This window comes from Saccharopolyspora ipomoeae (assembly GCF_029952525.1).
Taxonomy (GTDB): domain Bacteria; phylum Actinomycetota; class Actinomycetes; order Mycobacteriales; family Pseudonocardiaceae; genus Saccharopolyspora; species Saccharopolyspora ipomoeae.
The window spans coordinates 60174-78359 of sequence record NZ_JASAOF010000022.1; the positions used below are offsets into that span (position 1 = coordinate 60174).

The 18186-nt window shown below is 70.6% G+C and carries 15 protein-coding genes, 1 pseudogene and 1 riboswitch; of the genes and pseudogenes, 3 read left to right on the forward strand and 13 right to left on the reverse strand.

The window, feature by feature from the left end:
• Positions 1-6: 6 nt before the first annotated feature.
• The 8 genes and pseudogenes from QFW96_RS24980 to rsmI all read right to left on the reverse strand — a co-directional run bounded on the left by QFW96_RS24980 (position 7) and on the right by rsmI (position 9501).
• The gene (locus QFW96_RS24980; protein ID WP_281458162.1) at positions 7-690 is read right to left on the reverse strand and encodes a methionine ABC transporter permease; all 684 of its coding nucleotides are present in this window, start codon (positions 688-690) and stop codon (positions 7-9) included.
• A complete protein-coding gene (locus tag QFW96_RS24985; RefSeq protein WP_281458163.1) occupies positions 687-1709 on the reverse strand; it encodes a methionine ABC transporter ATP-binding protein in 1023 nt (340 codons plus the stop codon). The genes QFW96_RS24980 and QFW96_RS24985 overlap by 4 nt, the downstream gene beginning before the upstream one ends.
• Positions 1710-1951: 242 nt before the next feature.
• A riboswitch (SAM riboswitch) is annotated at positions 1952-2041 on the reverse strand.
• Between the two features lie 174 nt (positions 2042-2215).
• Positions 2216-3085 (reverse strand): 16S rRNA (adenine(1518)-N(6)/adenine(1519)-N(6))-dimethyltransferase RsmA, encoded by an 870-nt coding sequence (gene rsmA / locus QFW96_RS24990; RefSeq protein ID WP_281458164.1) that lies wholly within the window; start codon positions 3083-3085, stop codon positions 2216-2218.
• A 100-nt stretch (positions 3086-3185) separates the two neighbouring features.
• The gene (locus QFW96_RS24995) at positions 3186-4682 is read right to left on the reverse strand and encodes a resuscitation-promoting factor (protein ID WP_281458165.1); all 1497 of its coding nucleotides are present in this window, start codon (positions 4680-4682) and stop codon (positions 3186-3188) included.
• 621 nt (positions 4683-5303) lie between these two features.
• Positions 5304-5552, reverse strand: a pseudogene (locus tag QFW96_RS25000) (transglycosylase family protein); the annotation flags it as partial.
• 297 nt (positions 5553-5849) lie between these two features.
• Positions 5850-6683 (reverse strand): TatD family hydrolase, encoded by an 834-nt coding sequence (locus tag QFW96_RS25005; RefSeq protein ID WP_281458166.1) that lies wholly within the window; start codon positions 6681-6683, stop codon positions 5850-5852.
• The gene (metG, locus tag QFW96_RS25010) at positions 6683-8479 is read right to left on the reverse strand and encodes a methionine--tRNA ligase (RefSeq protein ID WP_281458167.1); all 1797 of its coding nucleotides are present in this window, start codon (positions 8477-8479) and stop codon (positions 6683-6685) included. Before metG ends, QFW96_RS25005 begins: the two co-directional genes overlap by 1 nt.
• Before the next feature lie 185 nt (positions 8480-8664).
• Positions 8665-9501: a 16S rRNA (cytidine(1402)-2'-O)-methyltransferase gene (gene rsmI, locus QFW96_RS25015; protein ID WP_281458168.1), complete on the reverse strand. Its 837-nt coding sequence runs from the start codon at positions 9499-9501 to the stop codon at positions 8665-8667.
• Positions 9502-9685: 184 nt separating this feature from the next.
• On the opposite strand from rsmI, the gene QFW96_RS25020 reads away from it, so the two are divergent.
• Entirely contained in the window at positions 9686-11140 is a 1455-nt protein-coding gene (locus QFW96_RS25020; RefSeq protein ID WP_281458206.1) for a dolichyl-phosphate-mannose--protein mannosyltransferase, read from the forward strand.
• Positions 11141-11184: 44 nt separating this feature from the next.
• Here QFW96_RS25020 and lat read toward each other — a convergent pair whose 3' ends face one another.
• Complete coding sequence (gene lat / locus QFW96_RS25025) at positions 11185-12537, reverse strand: L-lysine 6-transaminase (RefSeq protein ID WP_281458169.1); 1353 nt, start codon at positions 12535-12537, stop codon at positions 11185-11187.
• A gap of 163 nt (positions 12538-12700) precedes the next feature.
• Positions 12701-13471: an SAM-dependent methyltransferase gene (locus QFW96_RS25030; protein ID WP_281458170.1), complete on the reverse strand. Its 771-nt coding sequence runs from the start codon at positions 13469-13471 to the stop codon at positions 12701-12703.
• A 201-nt stretch (positions 13472-13672) separates the two neighbouring features.
• On the opposite strand from QFW96_RS25030, the gene QFW96_RS25035 reads away from it, so the two are divergent.
• A complete protein-coding gene (locus tag QFW96_RS25035; RefSeq protein WP_281458171.1) occupies positions 13673-14215 on the forward strand; it encodes a TetR/AcrR family transcriptional regulator in 543 nt (180 codons plus the stop codon).
• Here QFW96_RS25035 and QFW96_RS25040 read toward each other — a convergent pair whose 3' ends face one another.
• Positions 14216-15223 carry an SDR family NAD(P)-dependent oxidoreductase gene (locus tag QFW96_RS25040; RefSeq protein ID WP_281458172.1) on the reverse strand — a complete coding sequence of 336 codons (1008 nt, stop codon included), beginning with the start codon at positions 15221-15223 and terminating at the stop codon, positions 14216-14218.
• 131 nt (positions 15224-15354) lie between these two features.
• Positions 15355-16083 carry an SDR family oxidoreductase gene (locus QFW96_RS25045; protein WP_281458173.1) on the reverse strand — a complete coding sequence of 243 codons (729 nt, stop codon included), beginning with the start codon at positions 16081-16083 and terminating at the stop codon, positions 15355-15357.
• 126 nt (positions 16084-16209) lie between these two features.
• Between QFW96_RS25045 and QFW96_RS25050 the strand changes: the two genes are divergently transcribed.
• On the forward strand, positions 16210-17061 hold the full coding sequence (locus QFW96_RS25050) for a helix-turn-helix transcriptional regulator (protein WP_281458174.1): 852 nt from the start codon (positions 16210-16212) through the stop codon (positions 17059-17061).
• 289 nt (positions 17062-17350) lie between these two features.
• Here the strand turns inward: QFW96_RS25050 and QFW96_RS25055 are convergent, their stop codons facing one another.
• Complete coding sequence (locus tag QFW96_RS25055) at positions 17351-18160, reverse strand: NBR1-Ig-like domain-containing protein (protein ID WP_281458175.1); 810 nt, start codon at positions 18158-18160, stop codon at positions 17351-17353.
• Between the last annotated feature and the right edge of the window lie 26 nt (positions 18161-18186).

Here is an 18186-nt window from a genome sequence, read left to right on the forward strand (position 1 = left end):
TTCGGGTCAGCCGGCGGCGGTGCGCCGGCGATCGACGAGCTTGGCGGTGCGGTCGGTGAGCAGCTGCATCCCGAAGGCCAGCACTCCCAGCACCACGACCGATCCCCACAGGATCCGGTCGTCGTAGCCCTGGTAGCCGTCCTGGATCGCGGTGGAGCCCAGGCCACCGCCGCCGATGGCACCGGCCATCGCGGCGTAGCCGATCAGCGCCACGGCGGTGACGCCGACGGCGCCGACGAGCGCCGCCCGGGCTTCCCCGAGCAGCACCGTCCACACGATCCGCAGCCTGCTGGATCCGGTCGTGATCGCGGCTTCGACGACGGTGAAACCGACCTCGCGCACGGCGTTCTGCGTCAGCCGCGCGAAGAACGGGATCGCTCCGATGGTCAGCGGCACGATCACCGCGCTGCTGCCGATCGAGGTTCCGATCAGCAGCCGGGTGAACGACGCCAGGATCACCAGCAGCACCACGAAGGGCACCGAGCGCACCACGTCCACGATCACGCCGAGCACCTTGTTGAGCACCGGTTTGGGGTTCAGCCCGACCGGTGAGGTCAGGTGCAGCAGCACACCCAGCGGCAACCCGCCGACCACGGCCAGCACGGTCGCCACCAGCACCATGTAAAGCGTTTCGAGCGTTGCCTCGCCCAGTAGTTCGCCGACCTCCGACCAGGGGGTCACATCAGTCACGCAGCAGCAACTCCGTCAACGCTTACCGGGGCGCGCCGAACGTGCGCGTCCCGCTCGATCATCCACTTCAGCGCCGCCTCGGAACGCTCGCCGGTGAGGCCGATCTTGAACTTGGCGACCGGGGTGTCGCCGAGGCGGGTCAGGCCACCACCGAGGATCGCCAGGTCGACGGCGAACCGGTTGGAGGCCTCGGGGAGCAGCGCTCCCACGGCGGCGAAGCCGACCAGGACGATCTCGGCGACCACGTCGTGGCGGCCGGAGGTCGGACGCAGCTGGTCGGCCTGGTCCGTTTCGGGCAGCAGGGTGCCGCTGATCCTGCTGGCGGGTTCGGCGACGAGGTCCAGGACCTTGCCCTGCTCGACGACCTGGCCGTCCTCCAGCACCGCGACGTCGTCGGCGAGCTTGCGCACCACGGCCATGTCGTGGGTGACGACCAGGACGGTGACGCCGAGCTCGGCCCGCGCGCGGTCCAGGACGGTCAGCACCGAGTCGGTGGTGGTCGGGTCCAGCGCGGAGGTCGGCTCGTCGGCCAGCAGCACCGACGGCTTGGCGGCCAGCGCGCGGGCGACCGCGATGCGCTGGCGCTGCCCGCCGGAGAGCTGGTCGGGGTGGACCGACGCCTTGTCGGTGAGACCGACGAGGTCGAGCAGCTCGCCGACGCGCTGGCGGCGCTGCGGTCCGCCGATGCCCGCGGCCTCCAGCGGCAGCGCCACGTTGCCCGCGGCGGTGCGCTGGCGCAGCAGCGAATCCCCTTGCGGCACAACGCCGATCTGCCTGCGCGCGGCGCGCAGGGCCTTGCCGTCCAGCGACACCAGGTCGGTGCCGTCGACGCGGATGGCACCGCTGTCGGGCTTCTCCAGCAGCGCGATGCACCGGGCCAGCGTCGACTTCCCCGCACCGCTCGGGCCGACCACGCCGACGACCGAACCCGGGTTGACCTCCATCGACACGCCGTCGAGGGCGCGGACGGTGCTGCCGTTGTGCTGGAAGGACTTGGTCAGGTTCTCAACAGAGATCACGATCTGCTCCACATCAGCTCGCGACGACCGCGCCCGCGTTCGGGCAGCGGCCAGGGGGAACTTCTCGGGAAAGAAAAAAGGGGGAAGGACCGGGTCACATCTCGCGACGACAGGCGCAGGTCGTGCGCCGTCCGTGGTCGATGACCCGCCGCTGCGTGAGCAGTTCCCGGATGTGGGGTACCTCGAACCGGACATCGCCGGAGGCAGGCAGGTTCGCTAACCGCGCGTTGGAATCCACAGCTACTCCATCGGTCCTGGCGTTAGCACCTGCCCGCGATGGGTGGTTGCTGCGGCGTCAACAAGCCAGGTCTCTCAGCCGCTCGGGATGGATTTCCCGAATAGTAGACCCCATCGACAGGGTCAGGCGCAAGCTGATAGCGGTCACTGACCGAAATCGTTTGCCAGATCACATACCGGTCGGAGCGGGAATTTTTCCGCCCAGGGTGGCGTTTCGGTCACTCTCGGTGATGTCGCAGCGCGTGTGCGCAAGCCGCCGGACGAGTGGTTCAGCTCGGCGAGCCGGATGACGCGATCTCCGCGATCCGGGCGAAATCGGCGATGCGCAACTGCTCCCCGCGCGCCATCGGATCGATCCCGGCCGCGCGCAGCAACTCCTCCGCGCGGGCCGCCGAACCGGCCCAGCCGGACAGCGCGCCCCGCAACGCCTTGCGCCGCTGCGCGAACGCGGCGTCCACCACGCGGAAGACGTCCTCCCGCGGCGCGCTCGACGGCGGGTCGACGCGCTCGAAGGCCACCAGCCCGGAGTCGACGTTGGGCACCGGCCAGAACACCTTGCGCGGCACCGGACCCGCGCGGCGCACGTCGGCGTACCAGGCCGCCTTCGCGCTCGGCACGCCGTAGACGCGGCTGCCGGGCTCGGCGGCCATCCGCTCGGCGACCTCGGACTGCACCATGACCAGACCGTGCCGCAGGCTCGGCAGCTCGGCGAGCAGGTGCAGCACGACGGGCACGGCGACGTTGTAGGGCAGGTTGGCGACCAGCGCGGTCGGCGGCTTCGGGAAGTCCTCGGCGCGCACCCGCAGCGCGTCGGCGGGCAGCACGGTCAACCGGTCGGCCAGCTGCGGCGCGAACTCGCGCGCGGTGCGCGGCAGCCGCTCGGCCAGGACCGGGTCGATCTCCACGGCTACGACGGAACCGGCGGCGGGGAGCAGCGCGAGCGTCAGCGAGCCCAGACCCGGGCCGACCTCCAGCGCGACGTCGTCCGCGCCGACCTCGGCGGCCGAGACGATCCGGCGCACCGTGTTCGGGTCGTGCACGAAGTTCTGCCCGAGCTTCTTGGTCGGCTTGATGCCGAGCTCGTCGGCCAGCCGACGCACGTCGGCCGGTCCCAGCAAAGACGCCCCCTGCTCATCCACGCCGATGAACCTACCCGCGCCGATTTCGCGAGGTCAGCGGGGGTGATGCAAGAAGGCACCCGCCGAAGTCGGCGGGTGCCTCCCGGAAAGCGATCTCAGCTCAGTCGAGACCGAGCTTGGACGAGCAGGACGGCCAGGCGCCGTAGCTGCCGCCGCGGGCGGCGCGGACCTTCTCGGCCACCGCGATCTGCTGCTCGCGGCTGGCCTGGTGCGGGTACGGGGCGTACTGGTCGCCGCCGTAGGCGTCCCACGTGGACTTGTCGAACTGCAGCCCGCCGTAGTAGCCGTTGCCGCTGTTCATGGCCCAGTTGCCGGTCGCCTCGCACTGGACGAGCTTGTCCCAGACACCGCTGTTGGGCGCGGGCTTGCCACCGACGCGGACGACCTTCTCGACCGGCTGCTTGGTGACCTTCTCGTCGACGACCTCGCGGCCGGACTCCTCGCCGTTGACCTTGGTGACCCGGGTGAACTGGATCTTCTCGCCGGCCTCGCCGGGGGACTCGACCCGCTCCTCGCCCTTGAACATCGAGTCGTCGACGATCTCGCGGACCGGCGGCTGGACCGGCACGGTCACGCTGATCACGGAGCTCTGCGTGCGGTCGATGCGCACCTCGGCGCCGGTGACCAGCTTCGCGTCGGCACCCGGGGTGACCTTGTCGTCCGGGCCGAGGTTGAGCTTCTGCTCCTTGACCAGCTCGTCGATGTTGGCCGCGGTGGTGCTCAGCTGCTTCGGCGCACCGCTGCCGTCGATGAGGGTGATGTCCTTCTTGGTGCGGACCGACAGCTCCATGCCCTGCTCGGGCACGGCCATGTTCCGGTCCGCGTTGAGGACGGCGCCGTCGGCGTTGACGCCGAGCTGGCGCAGCGCCTGCTCGACGGTCACCGAGCGGACCCACTCCTCGCGGACGTCGCCGTCCACGTTGAGCTTGATCAGGCGACCGCGGTCGAGCGTGATCGTCTCGCCGTGGCCGACCTCGGCCTGCGGCGACGGGCTCAGCGCGTCGTGCGGGCCGACGGTGATGCCCTGGTCCTCCAGGACCTCGCCCACGGTGCCGTCGTACGTGCTGACGGTCTTCTCCTGGCCGTCGATCTCGACGGTGACCGACTTGTCCATCGCGGCGGCCGCGCCGCCGGTGCCGGTCAGCGAGAGCAGGACACCGGCCACGGCACCCTTGAGGAAGCGGCGCTTCCAGGCGGTCATGCCCTCGGCGACCTGCTGCGGCGGCAGCGCGCCGGAGGCGTCGCCCTCGGGCATCGCCTCGAGGAAGTTCATCGGGGGCAGGACGGTGGTCTCGGCGTTGATCAGCCGGATGACCTCGTCGACGTCGATCTCGGCGGTCGCGAGCACGTCCTCGGCGTCGGGGCCGAGAACGTCGTAGACGTCCTGCGGGGTGATTTCGAGACCGCCCGGCGGGAAGCTCGGGTGCTCGTCGGACCACTGCTGGTCCGGGCGGTCGAGCAGGCCTACCGCGGTGTGCTGCTCGGTCGGCTGGACCGGGGTGAACCAGTCAGTCGCCGCATCGAAGGAATCAGCCCAGTAGCCGTCGTTCCGCGGGGTCGCGAAACCGGCATGGCTGGGCTCGCCACGTCCGTTCACAGGGTCGTTACCTCCCGAAGGCGCAAAGTCGCACCCACGACGTGGAGAACGTGAGAACCGTTGGGCGAGTTCATGTCTCCTCGCTCAACCCCTCTCGTTCGTCGCGCGTGCGCAACCTTCGTGCTTCGTGTCTGTATCCGACTCCCGCAAGCCAATTGCCGCCTAGTCCGGACGAGCTCGTGGAGCTCACCGCGGACTTCCCCGACGTACACCGGCGAGACTAACGGGCGTTCCCCATGACTGGATGTCATCGGTTACGGGGCCGAGACTCTACCGTGATCATGCGAGGGCGCCAAGCACCTGATTCCGACATGTGAGTCCGATAACCCCGGAATGCCGAGCAACCCAACACGATCTGTAGTCAAGATCGGCAAAAATTAGGCCGTTCGGGGGGCACGTACAGGATTCGTTAGCCACCCCTCGAACCCCTTGCGTGACATATAACACGGCCTCGCGAGCTGCGATCCCTAGATCAAAACGACGCTCGGGCCAGCGAAAAGTCCCCGGCGCACCGGTCCGGCCCGGGCGCTGCGCGCACCCGGGCCGGACCTCCCCTCCCCTCGCGCGAGGGAACCGAGGTTCCCTCGCGACGATCATTCGCGGAATTGCGGCGAGTTCACGTCATCGCGGCAGGCCGAGCTTCCTCGCGCAAGCAGGCCAGGCGCCGTAACCGCTGCGGTCGGCGCGCACCTTCTCGGCGATCTCGATCTGCTGCTCCCGCGATGCGCGGTGCGGATAGCGGTTGTACCGCTCGCCTCCGTAGGCGGCCCAGGTGCTGCGGTTGAACTGCAGGCCGCCGTAGTAACCGTTGCCCGTGTTCGCGGCCCAGTTACCACCGGCTTCACAACCGGCGAGCCGGTCCCACACCGCGGTTCGATCGTCGGTCGGGGTTGCCGCGGCGTTCGGGGCCACCGCGACCAGGGCACTACCGCTGAGAGCGATAGCAGCCGCCACAGTCCACTTCGTGAATCTATGGAACTCCACTGTGCATCCTCACAACCGATGGTCCGGCCTGGAGGACCTCCGCCCGGAATTCCCGGCGGAGTTCGGGGTGTCCCCCGTTCCGGCTTCCACAGTGGACGGTAGGAGTCGGCGTGCGGACCGCAAGCGGGCGAACATGAACGCCACTTACCAGAAATCGCAGCGTAGAGGACTACAAGGGTGTGATTACCCCTGATCGAGGCCGAAAACTCGCTCGGCCGTGGCGGTGGTGGCTACTGCCAGCTCATCGACCTTCATACCGCGGAGTTCGGCGAGGTCACGAAGGGTGTAATTGACGCAGTAGGGCTGATTGGGGTGTCCCCGGAAGGGGTGCGGCGTCAGGAACGGCGCGTCGGTCTCCACCAGCATCTGCTCCAGCGGCACCGTTTCGGCCGCCTCGCGAAGGCTTTTGGCGTTCCGGAAGGTCGCCGTGCCGGCGAACGAGAGCACGTATCCCTTGGCCACGCAGGACTTCGCGAACTCGGCGTCACCGGAGAAGCAGTGGAAGACGACCGTCTCCGGCGCCCCCTCCTCGTCCAGGATCCGCAGGATGTCGTCGTGCGCCTCGCGGTCGTGGATCATCAGCGGCTTGCCGGTCCGCTTGGCGAGGTCGATGTGCCAGCGGAACGCCTCCTGCTGCGGCTCCGGCGGCGAGTAGTCCCAGTAGTAGTCCAGGCCGGTCTCGCCGATGGCCACCACGCGCGGGTGCGCGGAGAGCTCCTCCAGCGTCGCCCTCTCCTCGTCGCCGAAGTCCTTGGCCCGGGTCGGGTGCAGCGCCACCGCGGCGAAGACCCGCTCGTCCCAGGTCGCGGCCTCGACGGCCCAGCGGGCCGAGTCGAGGTCGTCGGCGACGGTGACGACCCGGCCGACGCCGGCGCCCTGGGCGCGGTCGACCATCGCCCGGACGTCCTCGGCGGTCTTGGCGCCGCAGGCGTCGAGGTGGGTGTGGGAGTCGACGGCGGCTGCCGCCAGCGCCTCGGGCACCGGCGGCAGCTCGCTCCTGGAGGTCTTCTTGCCCATCAGCCCTGCTGGATCGGGGCCCACTCCGGGCCGGTCTCGCCGAGTTCGGCGTCGAGCTTCGCGAACAGCGGCTTCGGCTTGTTCAGCGGGCGGCCCACCTCGATCTCGGTGGACTCCCACTTGGCCTGCTCGGCGGCGTACTCGCCCATCAGCACCGGGTAGGACAGCGAAGCGTCGTCGAGGTCGTCGACCTCGCGGATCTCCGGCTGCGCGGCCCAGACCCCGGTGCCGCCCAGCAGCTCGTGCACCTTCTGCGCGGAGTGCGGCAGGAACGGCGTGAGCAGCGTGTTCGCGTCGGAGACGACCTGCAGCGCGGTGTGCAGGACGGCGTCGCGGCGGTCCGGGTCCTCCTTGAGCTTCCACGGCTCCTGGTCGGACAGGTACTTGTTGGCCGCCGAGACGACCCGCATCGCCTCCTGCGAGGCCGCCTTGAACCGCGAGCTGCGCAGGTGGGTGCCGACGGTGTCGAACGCGGCGCGGGCCTGGGCCTTGAGCTCCTCGTCGGCCGGGGCCGGGGAGGTCGGCGCCGGGACGGCGCCGTTGTTCTTGGCCGCCATCGAGATGGACCGGTTGACCAGGTTGCCCCACTCGTTGGCCAGCTCGAAGTTGGTGCGGCGGACGAACTCGTCCCAGGTGAAGTCGGTGTCCTGGTTCTCCGGGCCCGCCACCGAGATGAAGTAGCGCAGGGTGTCCGGGCCGAACTCGCGCAGGAAGTCGCGCACGTAGATGACGGTGCCGCGCGAGGTGGAGAACTTCGAGCCGCTCATGGTGAGGAACTCGCTGGAGACGACCTCGTCGGGCAGGTTCAGCTCGCCGAACGGGCCGACCTCGCCGCCCTTGTCGCCCTGGCCGTTGTGCCCCATCAGCAGCGTCGGCCAGATCTGGGCGTGGAAGGTGATGTTGTCCTTGCCCATGAAGTAGTAGCCCTGCGCCGACGGGTCGGTCCACCACTGCTTCCAGGCGTCGGCGTCACCGGTGCGGCGGGCCCACTCGACGCTCGCCGACAGGTAGCCGATGACGGCGTCGAACCACACGTAGAAGCGCTTCATGGGCTGGTCGCGCCAGCCGTCCAGCGGGATCGGCACGCCCCAGTCCAGGTCGCGGCTGATCGCGCGCGGGCGCATGTCCTCGACGAGGTTCTGCGCGAACTTGAGCACGTTGGGCCGCCAGCCGTCGCGGGTGGACAGCCACTTGCCCAGCGACTCGGTGAACGAGGGCAGGTCGAGGAACAGGTGCTCGGTCTCGACGAACTCCGGCTTCTCGCCGTTGATCCGGGAGACCGGGTTCTTCAGCTCGGCCGGGTCGAGCTGGTTGCCGCAGTTGTCGCACTGGTCGCCGCGCGCGCCGTCGTAACCGCAGATCGGGCAGGTGCCCTCGATGTAGCGGTCGGGCAGCGTGCGGCCGGTGGACGGGCTGATCGCACCGGTCGTGGTCTTGGGCAGCACGTAGCCGTTGCGGTGCAGCGCGAGGAAGAGGTCCTGCACCACCTCGTAGTGGTTGCCGGTGGTGGTGCGGGTGAACAGGTCGTAGGACAGGCCGAGTCCCTGGAGGTCCTCGGTGATCACCCGGTTGTACTTGTCGGCGAGCTGGCGGGTGGTCAGCCCCTCCTTCTCCGCCTGGACGGAGATCGGGGTCCCGTGCTCGTCGGTGCCGGAGACCATGAGCACCTGGTTGCCGGCCATTCGCTGGTAGCGGGAGAAGACGTCCGAAGGCACACCGAAGCCGGAGACATGACCGATGTGACGCGGACCGTTGGCATAAGGCCAGGCCACAGCCGTCAACACAGAGGCACTCATGGTGTTCAAGGGTAGTCGGCCGCTCCTCTCGCGTGACCGCGCGGGGGCAGGGGACAGTTTTAGTGATAATCACCCATGATCAAAGTCCGTTGTGCCCGGTTAATTATGACTAAAACTGTCCCTTTCCTGGGCGAACGCCCGCACGTTCCCGCACGCGGCGAAGTGCCACCGAAACCCTCCGGGAGTCACCTGCGCGCGGCGAGGACCGCGTCGTAGAGCTCCTTCTTGCGGACTCCCGCGAGCTCGGCGACCTCGGCGACGGCGTCCTTGAGGCGGATGCCGTCCGCGGCCCGCTCCTCGACCTGCGCGACCAGCTCCGCGGGGTCGGTCGGGGCGGCCTGCTCGGCTCCTGCCAGCACCACCGTGATCTCACCGCGCACGCCCTCGGCCGCCCATTCGGCCAGCTCACCGAGGGTGCCGCGCTTGATCTCCTCGTAGGTCTTGGTCAGCTCGCGGCACACCGCGGCCTGCCGCGACTCCCCCAGCACCGACACCGCGTCGGCCAGCGCGTCGGCCAGCCGGTGCGGGGCCTCGAAGAACACGCTGGTGCGCTCCTCGGCGACCAGCCGCCCGAAGAACTTCCGCCGGTCCCCGGCCTTGCGCGGCGGGAACCCCTCGAAGCAGAACCGGTCCGACGGCAGTCCGGACACCGCCAGCGCCGTGGTCACCGCCGACGGGCCCGGCAGGCAGGTCACCGGCAGGCCTTCGGCCACGCACGCCGACACCAGCCGGTAGCCGGGGTCGGACACGCTCGGCATGCCGGCGTCGGTCACCAGCAGCACGGACTTCCCGTCCCGCAGCGCGTCGAGCAGCATCGGGGCGCGCGCCGACTCCACGGCCTCATAGTAGCTGACGACCTTGCCCTCCGGGGCGACGCCCAGCGCGCTCGCGAGGTTGCGCACCCGGCGGGTGTCCTCGGCGGCCACCACCTCGGCGGAGCCGAGCGCCTCGACCAGTCGTGCGGAGGCGTCGCGGGCATCGCCCAGCGGGGTGGCGGCGAGGAGCAGGGTGCCGGAGTCCATGACCGCACAGCGTAGGCCGCTCGCGGGGCGTGCCCCGGTCGAGGCGTGCCTGACCCTTACGATCGACGGTGTGAGCGTCCCAGTCCGCAGGTTCGGCGGTGCCGACGAACTCGTCCAGGTAGGCCGCGCACCGGCGGTTCACCGGCCGGGCGAGACCGACCCGCTGCCGCTGCTGGACACCTCGATGCCCACCGACCGCAAGCGCGCGTGGATCGTGACGCTGGTGATCACCCTGGTCGCCGGGCTGGTCCGCTTCTGGGACCTGGGCCGGGCGACCGACGAGGGCACGCCGGTCTTCGACGAGAAGCACTACGTCCCGCAGGCGTGGCAGATGCTGCGCAACGGCGGCTACGAGGACAACCCCGGCTACGAGCTGGTGGCGCACCCGCCGGTCGGCAAGCAGATGATCGCGATCGGCGAGTGGCTGCTGGGCTACACGCCGTGGGGCTGGCGGCTCATCGCCGCCCTGTTCGGCACGCTGATGGTGCTGCTGATCGTCCGCATCGCCCGCCGGTTGACGCGCTCGACGCTGCTCGGCGCGCTGGCCGGTGTCCTGCTGATCTGCGACGGGCTCAGCCACGTGCAGTCGCGCGTCGGCATGCTCGACATCTTCCAGGCGCTGTTCATCCTCGCCGCGTTCTCGTGCCTGCTGGTCGACCGCGACCAGGTCCGCGAGCGGCTGTGGCAGGTCTGCTCGGACGGCCGTCTCGACCCGGCGACGTGGGGTCCGGCGCTGGGCTTCCGCTGGTGGCGCTTCGGCGCCGGTCTGATGCTCGGCCTGGCCTGCGGGACCAAGTGGAACGGCATCTACTACATCATGGCGTTCGGCCTGCTCAGCGTGTTCTGGGACGCGCTGGCCCGGCGGGCGGCGGGGGTGCGGCGGCCGTGGCGGGCGGCGCTGGTGCGCGACACCGCCCCTGCGCTGTGGGCGCTGGTGGGCATCCCGCTGCTGGTGTACTTCGCGACCTGGTCGGGCTGGTTCGCCAGCGAGACCGCCACCGACCGGCACGCGGTGCTGCTCAACGACGACGTGGGCATGAACGGCCTGCCGGACGCGCTGCGGTCGCTGCTGTACTACCAGCTCAACGTGCTGGACTTCCACACGCACCTGACCACCCCGGCGACCCCGCACCCGTGGGAGTCCAAGCCGTGGGCGTGGCCGATGGGCATGCGCCCGATGCTCTACTACTACGAGTCGGGGATGCCGGGCTGCGGCCGCAACAGCTGCGTGCAGGCGACGATGCTGATCGGCACCCCGGCGATGTGGTGGCTGGCGCTGCCGGTCGCGGCCTGGTCGGTGTGGCGCGCGGTGTTCCGGCTGGACTGGCGCTACGCGGCGGTCCTGGTCGGCTACGGCGCCGGGTACCTGCCGTGGTTCACGAACCTGTCGCGGCAGATGTACTTCTTCTACGCCACTCCGCTGGTCCCGTTCCTGGTGCTGGGGATCGTCCTGGTCCTCGGCCACGTGCTGGGCACGGCCGAGGACCACTACGAGCGCCGCAAGACGGGCCTGCTCGCGGTGTCGCTCTACATCGGACTGGTGGTCGCCAACTTCATCTGGCTCTGGCCGGTCCTCAACGGCGACCCCATCACCCACGAGCACTGGCAGGCCGAGCTCTGGCTCCCCTCCTGGCGCTGACCGCGCGCGGAGCCCGACCGGATCGGGCTCCGCGCGACCGCGTCTCAGGTCAGCGACGCGAGGGTCTTCCGGAGGGCTGAGACGGCGTCGAGGATCTCCTCCGGGCGGGCCGTGAGCGGGGGCCGGGCTCGCAGCGAGTCCGGGCCCGAGGGCAGGAACAGCGTGCGGTGCTGCTCCCGGGCCACCGCCAGGGCCCGGGCCCGGTGGCCGGGGTCGCGGAAGCTGATGGCGCACATCAGGCCGCGGCCGCGGGGCGAGTGGATCAGGCGCGGGAACTCCGCGGCCAGGTCGCGGAGCTCGCCGAGCAGCAGTTCGCCCATGGCGCGGCTGTGCGCGAACAGGTCCTCCTCCTCGATGATCTCCAGGATGCGGGTCGCGCGGACCATGTCGGTGAGCGAGCCGCCCCAGGTGGAGCTGATCCGGCTGGGCTCGCGAAAGGCGTTGTCGGACACGTCCAGGACCCGACGTCCGCCCATGACACCGCAGACCTGCATGCGCTTGCCGAAGGCGACCAGGTCGGGTTCGAGCCCGAGCGCCTGGTGCGCCCACGCCTGACCGGTCAGCGCGCCGGTCTGCACCTCGTCGGCGACGGTCAGCACGTCGTGCTCGACGCACAACCGCTGCACGGCCTGCAGGAACTGCGGCCGCAGGTGCCGGTCGCCGCCTTCGCCCTGGACGGGTTCGTAGACGAAGCAGGCGATCTCGGCGCCGTAGCGGCGCAGCGCGGACTCGGCGACCTCCAGCGCGTGGACCTCCTCGGGCAGCAGGTCGGCGGTGTCCCACCGCTCGCCGGGTTCGACGGCGGGGCTGGGGACGCGCGGCCAGTCGAACATCGGGTAGTCGCGGATCTTCGACGGGTCGGTGTTGGTCAGCGACAGCGTGTAGCCGCTGCGGCCGTGGAAGGCCTTCTCCAGGTGCATGACCCGGCTGCCGCGCACGGCGATCCCGCGGCGCGCGTTGACCTTGGTCTTCCAGTCGAAGGCGACCTTGAGCGCGTTCTCCACGGCGAGGGTGCCGCCGTCGATGAAGAACAGCAGGGGCAGCTCGGGGATGCCGACGACCCGCTGGAAGGTCTCGGCGAACCGGGCCTGCTCCTCGGTCGCGAAGTCGGGGTTGGACGGCTTGACCCGCGAGACGCGGACCAGCGCGGCCTCGAACTCCGGGGTGCGCAGGCCGGGGTGTCCGTGCCCGAGCGGTGCGGAGCTGAAGAACATCGTCATGTCGAGGTAGTCGGTGCCGTCGCGCACGTCGCGGAGCCGGCAGCCGTCACCGGCGTCGAGGTCCACGACGATGTCCATCAGGTCGCCGGTGACCTGCGCTTTCAGCGCGGTCACGGGGTCGGTTCCGGGGCGCGGGGCGGGGACTGCGGTCGAGAAGGTCTCGTGCTGAGCGGTCATGGTTCGGCCTCCCGGCTGCATGTGCACGGGTCTCGCGCACACAACAAGAATTACACAGGAAGCCGGAGATCGAGCAAGATACTTCAGCTGATCGTCCGCACCAACGAAAGATATTCTTCTGCTCCAGGTGCACTTCTCCCCCGGAGCCGAAGAATCCGCGGTGTCAGACCCGGCCGACGCCGCCGAAGAGGTAGACCGGCTTCTCGCCTTCCCTCTCCGGGCGCCACTGCGAACAGGTCACCACGCCCGGTTCCTGCAGCGTCGTCCCGGCGAACAGGCCCTCGATCTCGGCTGCGGTGCGCGCCCGGATCGGGGTTCCGCCGCGCTCGGTGGTCTCCCGCATCGCGCGCAGCATCGGCTCGCCGTGGACCTCGGCGGTGGAGTGCGTGAGCACCAGGAAGCTGCCCGGCGCCAGCGCGTCGACCAGCGCGCGCACCGCGGAGCGGGCCTCGTCGTCGTCCATCACGTGGTTGAGCACGCCGAGCAGCATCAGCGCGATCGGCTGGTCGAAGTCCAGCGTCTCCCGGGCCGCCTCGACGATCTCCTCCGGGCGCCGCAGATCGGAGTCGAGGTAGTCCGTCTTGCCCTCGGGCGTGCTGGTCAGCAGCGCGCGGGCGTGCGCGAGCACGATCGGGTCGTTGTCGACGTAGACGATGCGGCTCTCCGGAGCCAGCCGCTGCGCGACCTCGTGGGTGTTGTTGGCGGTCGGCAGACCGGTGCCGACGTCGAGGAACTGCCGCAGCCCCTCCTCCTCGACCAGGTGCCGCACGACCCGCACCAGGAACGCGCGCTCGGCGCGGGCTCCCTCCGGGATGTCGGGGATCTGGGCGATCACGGCGTCACCGGCCTCGCGATCGACCGCGTAGTGGTCCTTGCCGCCCAGCCAGTAGTTCCAGATCCGCGCCGACTGCGGCGTGCTGATGTCGATCTCCACCGCTCACATCTCCCTCACCGACCGAGACTGCGCGATCACCCTATCGACCGAGCGCGCATCCGGGCGCCGATGCGGCCGATGCTACTCGCGGCGGACTCGGCGCACCCCGTCTCACCAGGCGCGTTCCGGTCCGTCGAGGCTCCGGTGGAGACCGGGTTCGGCACGGCTCGACGCCACCTCCGGCCGGATACGATCCCGGTCATGGCCAGGAGATCGGGTTCCCAGACGCGCGAGGCGATCCGCGACGCCGCGACCCGGTTGTTCACCGAGCGCGGCTACGCCGACACCTCCGTCCGGGACATCGCGTCGCGGGCCGCCACCGATCCGGCGCTGGTGATCAGGCACTTCGGCAGCAAGGAGCTGCTGTTCCTGGACACCATGCACCTGAGCATCGACGACGAACCGCTGCTGGACGTGCCGCTGGAGCGGCTGGGAACCCGGTTCGTCGAGGTGCTGCTCGACTCCGACGACCGCACCCGCGCGATCCACCTCGCGATGGTGCAGGGCAGCGGGCACCCGCAGATCGCCGAGCGGCTGCGGGAGACCCACGAGACCTCGTTCGTGCAGCCGCTGCGGGTGCGGATGCGCGGTGCCGACGCCGAGGAGCGCGCCCGCGCGGCCGCGGCCCTGGTCGGCGGGCTGCTGTACTCGCTGTGGGTGGTCGGCGACCAGCGGCTGGCCGCCGACCGGGACGGGCTCGTCGAGCGCTACGGCGGACTGCTGCAGCGGCTGCTCACGCCGTGATCACTGCACCGACCAGCCGCCGTCGGAGGGCAGGATCGCACCGTTGAGGTTCACGCCGTCGTCGCTGAGCAGGAACGTGATCGAGGCGGCGAGCTGCGGCGCGGTCGCCACCGGCGGCATCAGGCCGATGAACCCGCCGGTGCGCTCGCGGCCGAACTCCGACATCGCGTCCACCGACGAGCTGATGCCGGTCGCCACCCCGCCCGGCGCGACCGCGTTGACCCGGACGCCCGACGGCCCGTACATGAACGCGGCGTTGCGGGTGATGCCGAGGACCGCGTGCTTGGAGGCGGTGTAGGCGACACCCGCGGCGTTGCCGCGCAGCGCGGCCTCGGAGGCGACGTTGACGATCGAGCCCGCGCCCGCGGCCAGCATCGACGGCAGCGCGGCCCGGGTGAGCCGCATCAGCCCGTCGACGTTGATCCGGAAGGTGCGCTCCCAGGTGGCGTCGTCGAGCTCGTGCAGCGGGCTGAAGTCGTCCATCACCCCGGCGACGTTGGCCAGCCCGTCGATGCGCTCGCCGGCCGCGGCGACGATCCGGTCGACGTCGGCGGCCTGCGAGATGTCGCCGGCCACGGCGACCGCGCCGGGCAGTTCGGCGGTGAGCTCGTCGAGCGGACCCGCGTTGATGTCGGCGGCGACGACCCGGCCGCCTTCCCGCGCGATCCGCGAAGCGGTCGCCCGCCCGATCCCGGAAGCGGCCCCGGTGACGATCACGGTCTTGCCCTCGAACCGCCCGGGCACGACCCGCTCCTGCCACCCGCTCGCGGCGGCGTCGACCTCCGGCATCACACCGCCGTTGACGCGCAGCACCAGCTCGTCCACGGCCTCCCGGCTCATGGCCCCCTGGCTGAGCTCGACCAGCTGCTCCAACGGCAACCCGCTCACGGGCGCCAGCGCCTCGGGCTCGTGCCCGGCCGCGGCCAGCATCTCCCCGATCAACGGCCCGCCCTCGGGATGCGCCAACCAAGCCCCCACCGTGCTCTTCGAGCTCAGCACCTCACCCACCGAACACCTCCGACCCACGAAGTCAACGCTGTTGACTTCCACCCTACCCGGCCCTCGAACCCCTCCCCGCGACGAAAACCGCGGTTTTCGTCGCGCGAATGCAGCGGTTTTCGACGTGGGGTGGGGGTCGGTCAGTTGATGCCGCCGTTGGCTCGGAGGGTTTGGCCGTTGATCCAGCGGCCGTCGGGGCCCGCGAGGAAGGACGTGACCGCGGCGATGTCGGCGGGGGTGCCGAGGCGTTCGAGCGGGGGCTGGGCGGCGAGGCGGTCGATGGTCTCCTGGGTCTTGCCCTCGAAGAACAGGTCCGTGGCCGTGGGGCCGGGTGCGATGGTGTTGACGGTGATGTCGCGTCCGCGCAGCTCGCGGGCCAGCACCATCGTCATCGCCTCGACCGCGCCCTTGGTCGCCGTGTACGGGCTGTAGGCCGGGAAGGCCAGGGCGACCGCGGAGCTGGAGAAGGTGATCAGCGCGCCGCCGTCGCGGAGCCGCCGGGCCGCCTGCTGGGCGACGGCGAAGGTGCCGCGCACGTTGGTCCGGTACACCTCGTCGAGCACCGCCAGATCCAGGTCGGCGACGGTGGACTGCGCCATCTTCCCTGCCGCGTGCGCGACCACGTCCACCCCGCCGAACTCGGCTTCGGCGGCGTCGAACATCGCCGCGACCGCGTGCTCGTCGGCGACGTCGGCCCGCACGGCGATCGCGCGCCCGCCCGACTCCCGCACCTCCCGAACCGCCTCGGTGGCGAGCTCCTCGTTGCCCGCGTACCCGGCGACGACGGCGAACCCGTCGGCGGCGAGCCGGGTGACGACGTCGCGGCCGATGCCGCGCGATCCGCCGGTGACGATGGCCGTGCGTGTCATGCGTGTTCCTCTCCTCGGTGACCTGCACCAAGCCTCCGGCGGAACACCGAGGTCAACCAGTTGCCGCTGACCCGGGGGATGCCGTCCCCTGGCTCGGCCGCACCCGGCGAGCGGAAACTGGACGACGTGAACCTGGGTGAACTCGGCGATTTCCTCAAGAAGCGGCGCGACCGGATCCGCCCCTCCGACGTCGGCCTGCCCACCGGGCATCGGCGGCGGGTGCCGGGGCTCCGCCGCGAGGAGGTCGCGCAGCTCACCGGGGCCTCGGTGGACTACTACATCGAGCTGGAGCGGGGCGGCGGCGCGCAGCCGTCCGAGCAGATGCTGGCCGCGCTGTCCCGCGCGCTGCGGCTCACCCGCGACGAGCGCGACCACCTCTACGCGCTGGCCGGGCGCCCGCTGCCGCTGCGCGGCGGGTCCGCGGCGCACGTGCACCCGGGAATGCTCGACCTGCTGGACCGGCTGTCCGGCACGCCCGCCCAGGTCATCACCGACCTGCACGTGACGCTCGTGCAGAACGACCTCGCGGTCGCGCTGCTCGGTCCGAAGGTGCCGGACTCGGGGATGCGGGCGAGCTTCGTCCACCGCTGGTTCACCGACCCGAGCTCGCGCGCGCTGTACCCGGAGGAGGACCACGCGCACCACGCCTGGACGTTCGTCGCGGACCTGCGCGCCGCCGTCGCCCGCCGCGCCCCGGACGATCCCGAAGCGCGCGAGCTGGTCGAAGACCTCCAGGCCCGCAGCCCGGAGTTCGCGGACCTGTGGTCCCGGCACGACATCGCCGTCCGCCGGGACGAGCGCAAGCGCCTGGTGCACCCGGAGCTCGGCACGATCGACGTCAACTGCCTGAACCTGGTGAGCGAGGACTGCCGCCAGCGACTCCTGTGGTTCACCCCCGCCGTCGGCACCGACTCGGCCGACAAGCTCGACCTCCTCGGCGTCCTCGGCACCCAATCCCTCATCCCGGACCCGTCCTGACCCCCGCCGGGGATCCGCGATTTCAATGGAGGTCGGGGACCCGATTCGCATTGAAATCGGGTCATCCCCACCGCCGGATCAGGCGGGTTTTGACCTGGGATCCGGGTTGGTCAAATCTGTGACCTGCGAAGACATCCGGAATTGGCTCGCGGGGAAGACCTGCCCATTGATCAGTAGATCTTCACCCGTCCGGGTGAATAACGTGGGTCGTGACCCGAGCGGGACTCCCCGGCCGACCGGGGGTGCCGGGGAGTCCCGCGGGTCCGGACGTCACCGGACCTGCCCGACGTCACCGGACCCGGATGTCGAAGAAGACGGCGCGGAGCTCTTCCGGGAAGTACTGGCGCCCGTCCTCGTCGACCATCTTCCAGCCGAGCTTGCAGCGGCCGGGCTTCTCACCCGTGAACACCGGCACCGCGAGCTGGACGGTGCCGCCGGGCGCCACCTCGCCGACGGAGACGCGCTGCGGGGCGGTGCAGTCGGCATCGCCCTCGCGGAAGACCTGCGCGAGGTAGCGGCCGTCCCACGGCTCGCGGCCGACGTTGCGGACCTCCCAGGTCTTGACGAAGTTCTCGCCCGCCGCGAACTCGGTGCCGTCCGGGACGGTCTCGCTGAGCATCAGCGACGCGTCACCGGGGATCGGGCGCTCCTCCGGCCACGTCCACCAGACCACGCCCGCCACGACGAGCACCGCCGCAGCCCCGGCCACCAGCCACTTCAACCACCTCGGCCGGGTCGCCGGGGGTTCGGCGGGTTCGGGTTCCTCGACGGTCCGCGCCGCTTCCCAGCGCCGGGACCACTCCCGGCGCGCGGTCTCGGCGTCCTGGCCGAGCACGCCGACGGCGAGGCTGCGCACGAACTCCCACGTCGTCTCCCACGACGGCAGGTCCTTGCCGCGCGCGGCCGCCGACAGCGCCGACTTGGAGGCCATCGCACCGAACTCGGCGCGCATCCGGTCGTACGACGGATCGCCTGCGGACTCCTTCAACTCGCACAACCGCCAGGCGAACTCGGCGACCGGACTCTCCTGCGGGTCCGGGCGCTGCTGCTTGCGACCTCGTTTGCGCGCCGCGTCATCCCCGAGCACAGAATCGTCCACGCCGAGCATTCTTGCGCAAAGCCGCT

Excerpts from the sequence above, each read along its gene's own strand:
- QFW96_RS25005 (WP_281458166.1), bottom strand. The coding sequence starts at position 6,683 with ATGGGCAAGAAGACCTCCAGGAGCGAGCTGCCGCCGGTGCCCGAGGCG.
- metG (WP_281458167.1), bottom strand. The coding sequence starts at position 8,479 with ATGAGTGCCTCTGTGTTGACGGCTGTGGCCTGGCCTTATGCCAACGGT.
- rsmI (WP_281458168.1), bottom strand. The coding sequence starts at position 9,501 with ATGGACTCCGGCACCCTGCTCCTCGCCGCCACCCCGCTGGGCGATGCC.
- QFW96_RS25020 (WP_281458206.1), top strand. The coding sequence starts at position 9,686 with ATGCCCACCGACCGCAAGCGCGCGTGGATCGTGACGCTGGTGATCACC.
- lat (WP_281458169.1), bottom strand. The coding sequence starts at position 12,537 with ATGACCGCTCAGCACGAGACCTTCTCGACCGCAGTCCCCGCCCCGCGC.
- QFW96_RS25035 (WP_281458171.1), top strand. The coding sequence starts at position 13,673 with ATGGCCAGGAGATCGGGTTCCCAGACGCGCGAGGCGATCCGCGACGCC.
- QFW96_RS25045 (WP_281458173.1), bottom strand. The coding sequence starts at position 16,083 with ATGACACGCACGGCCATCGTCACCGGCGGATCGCGCGGCATCGGCCGC.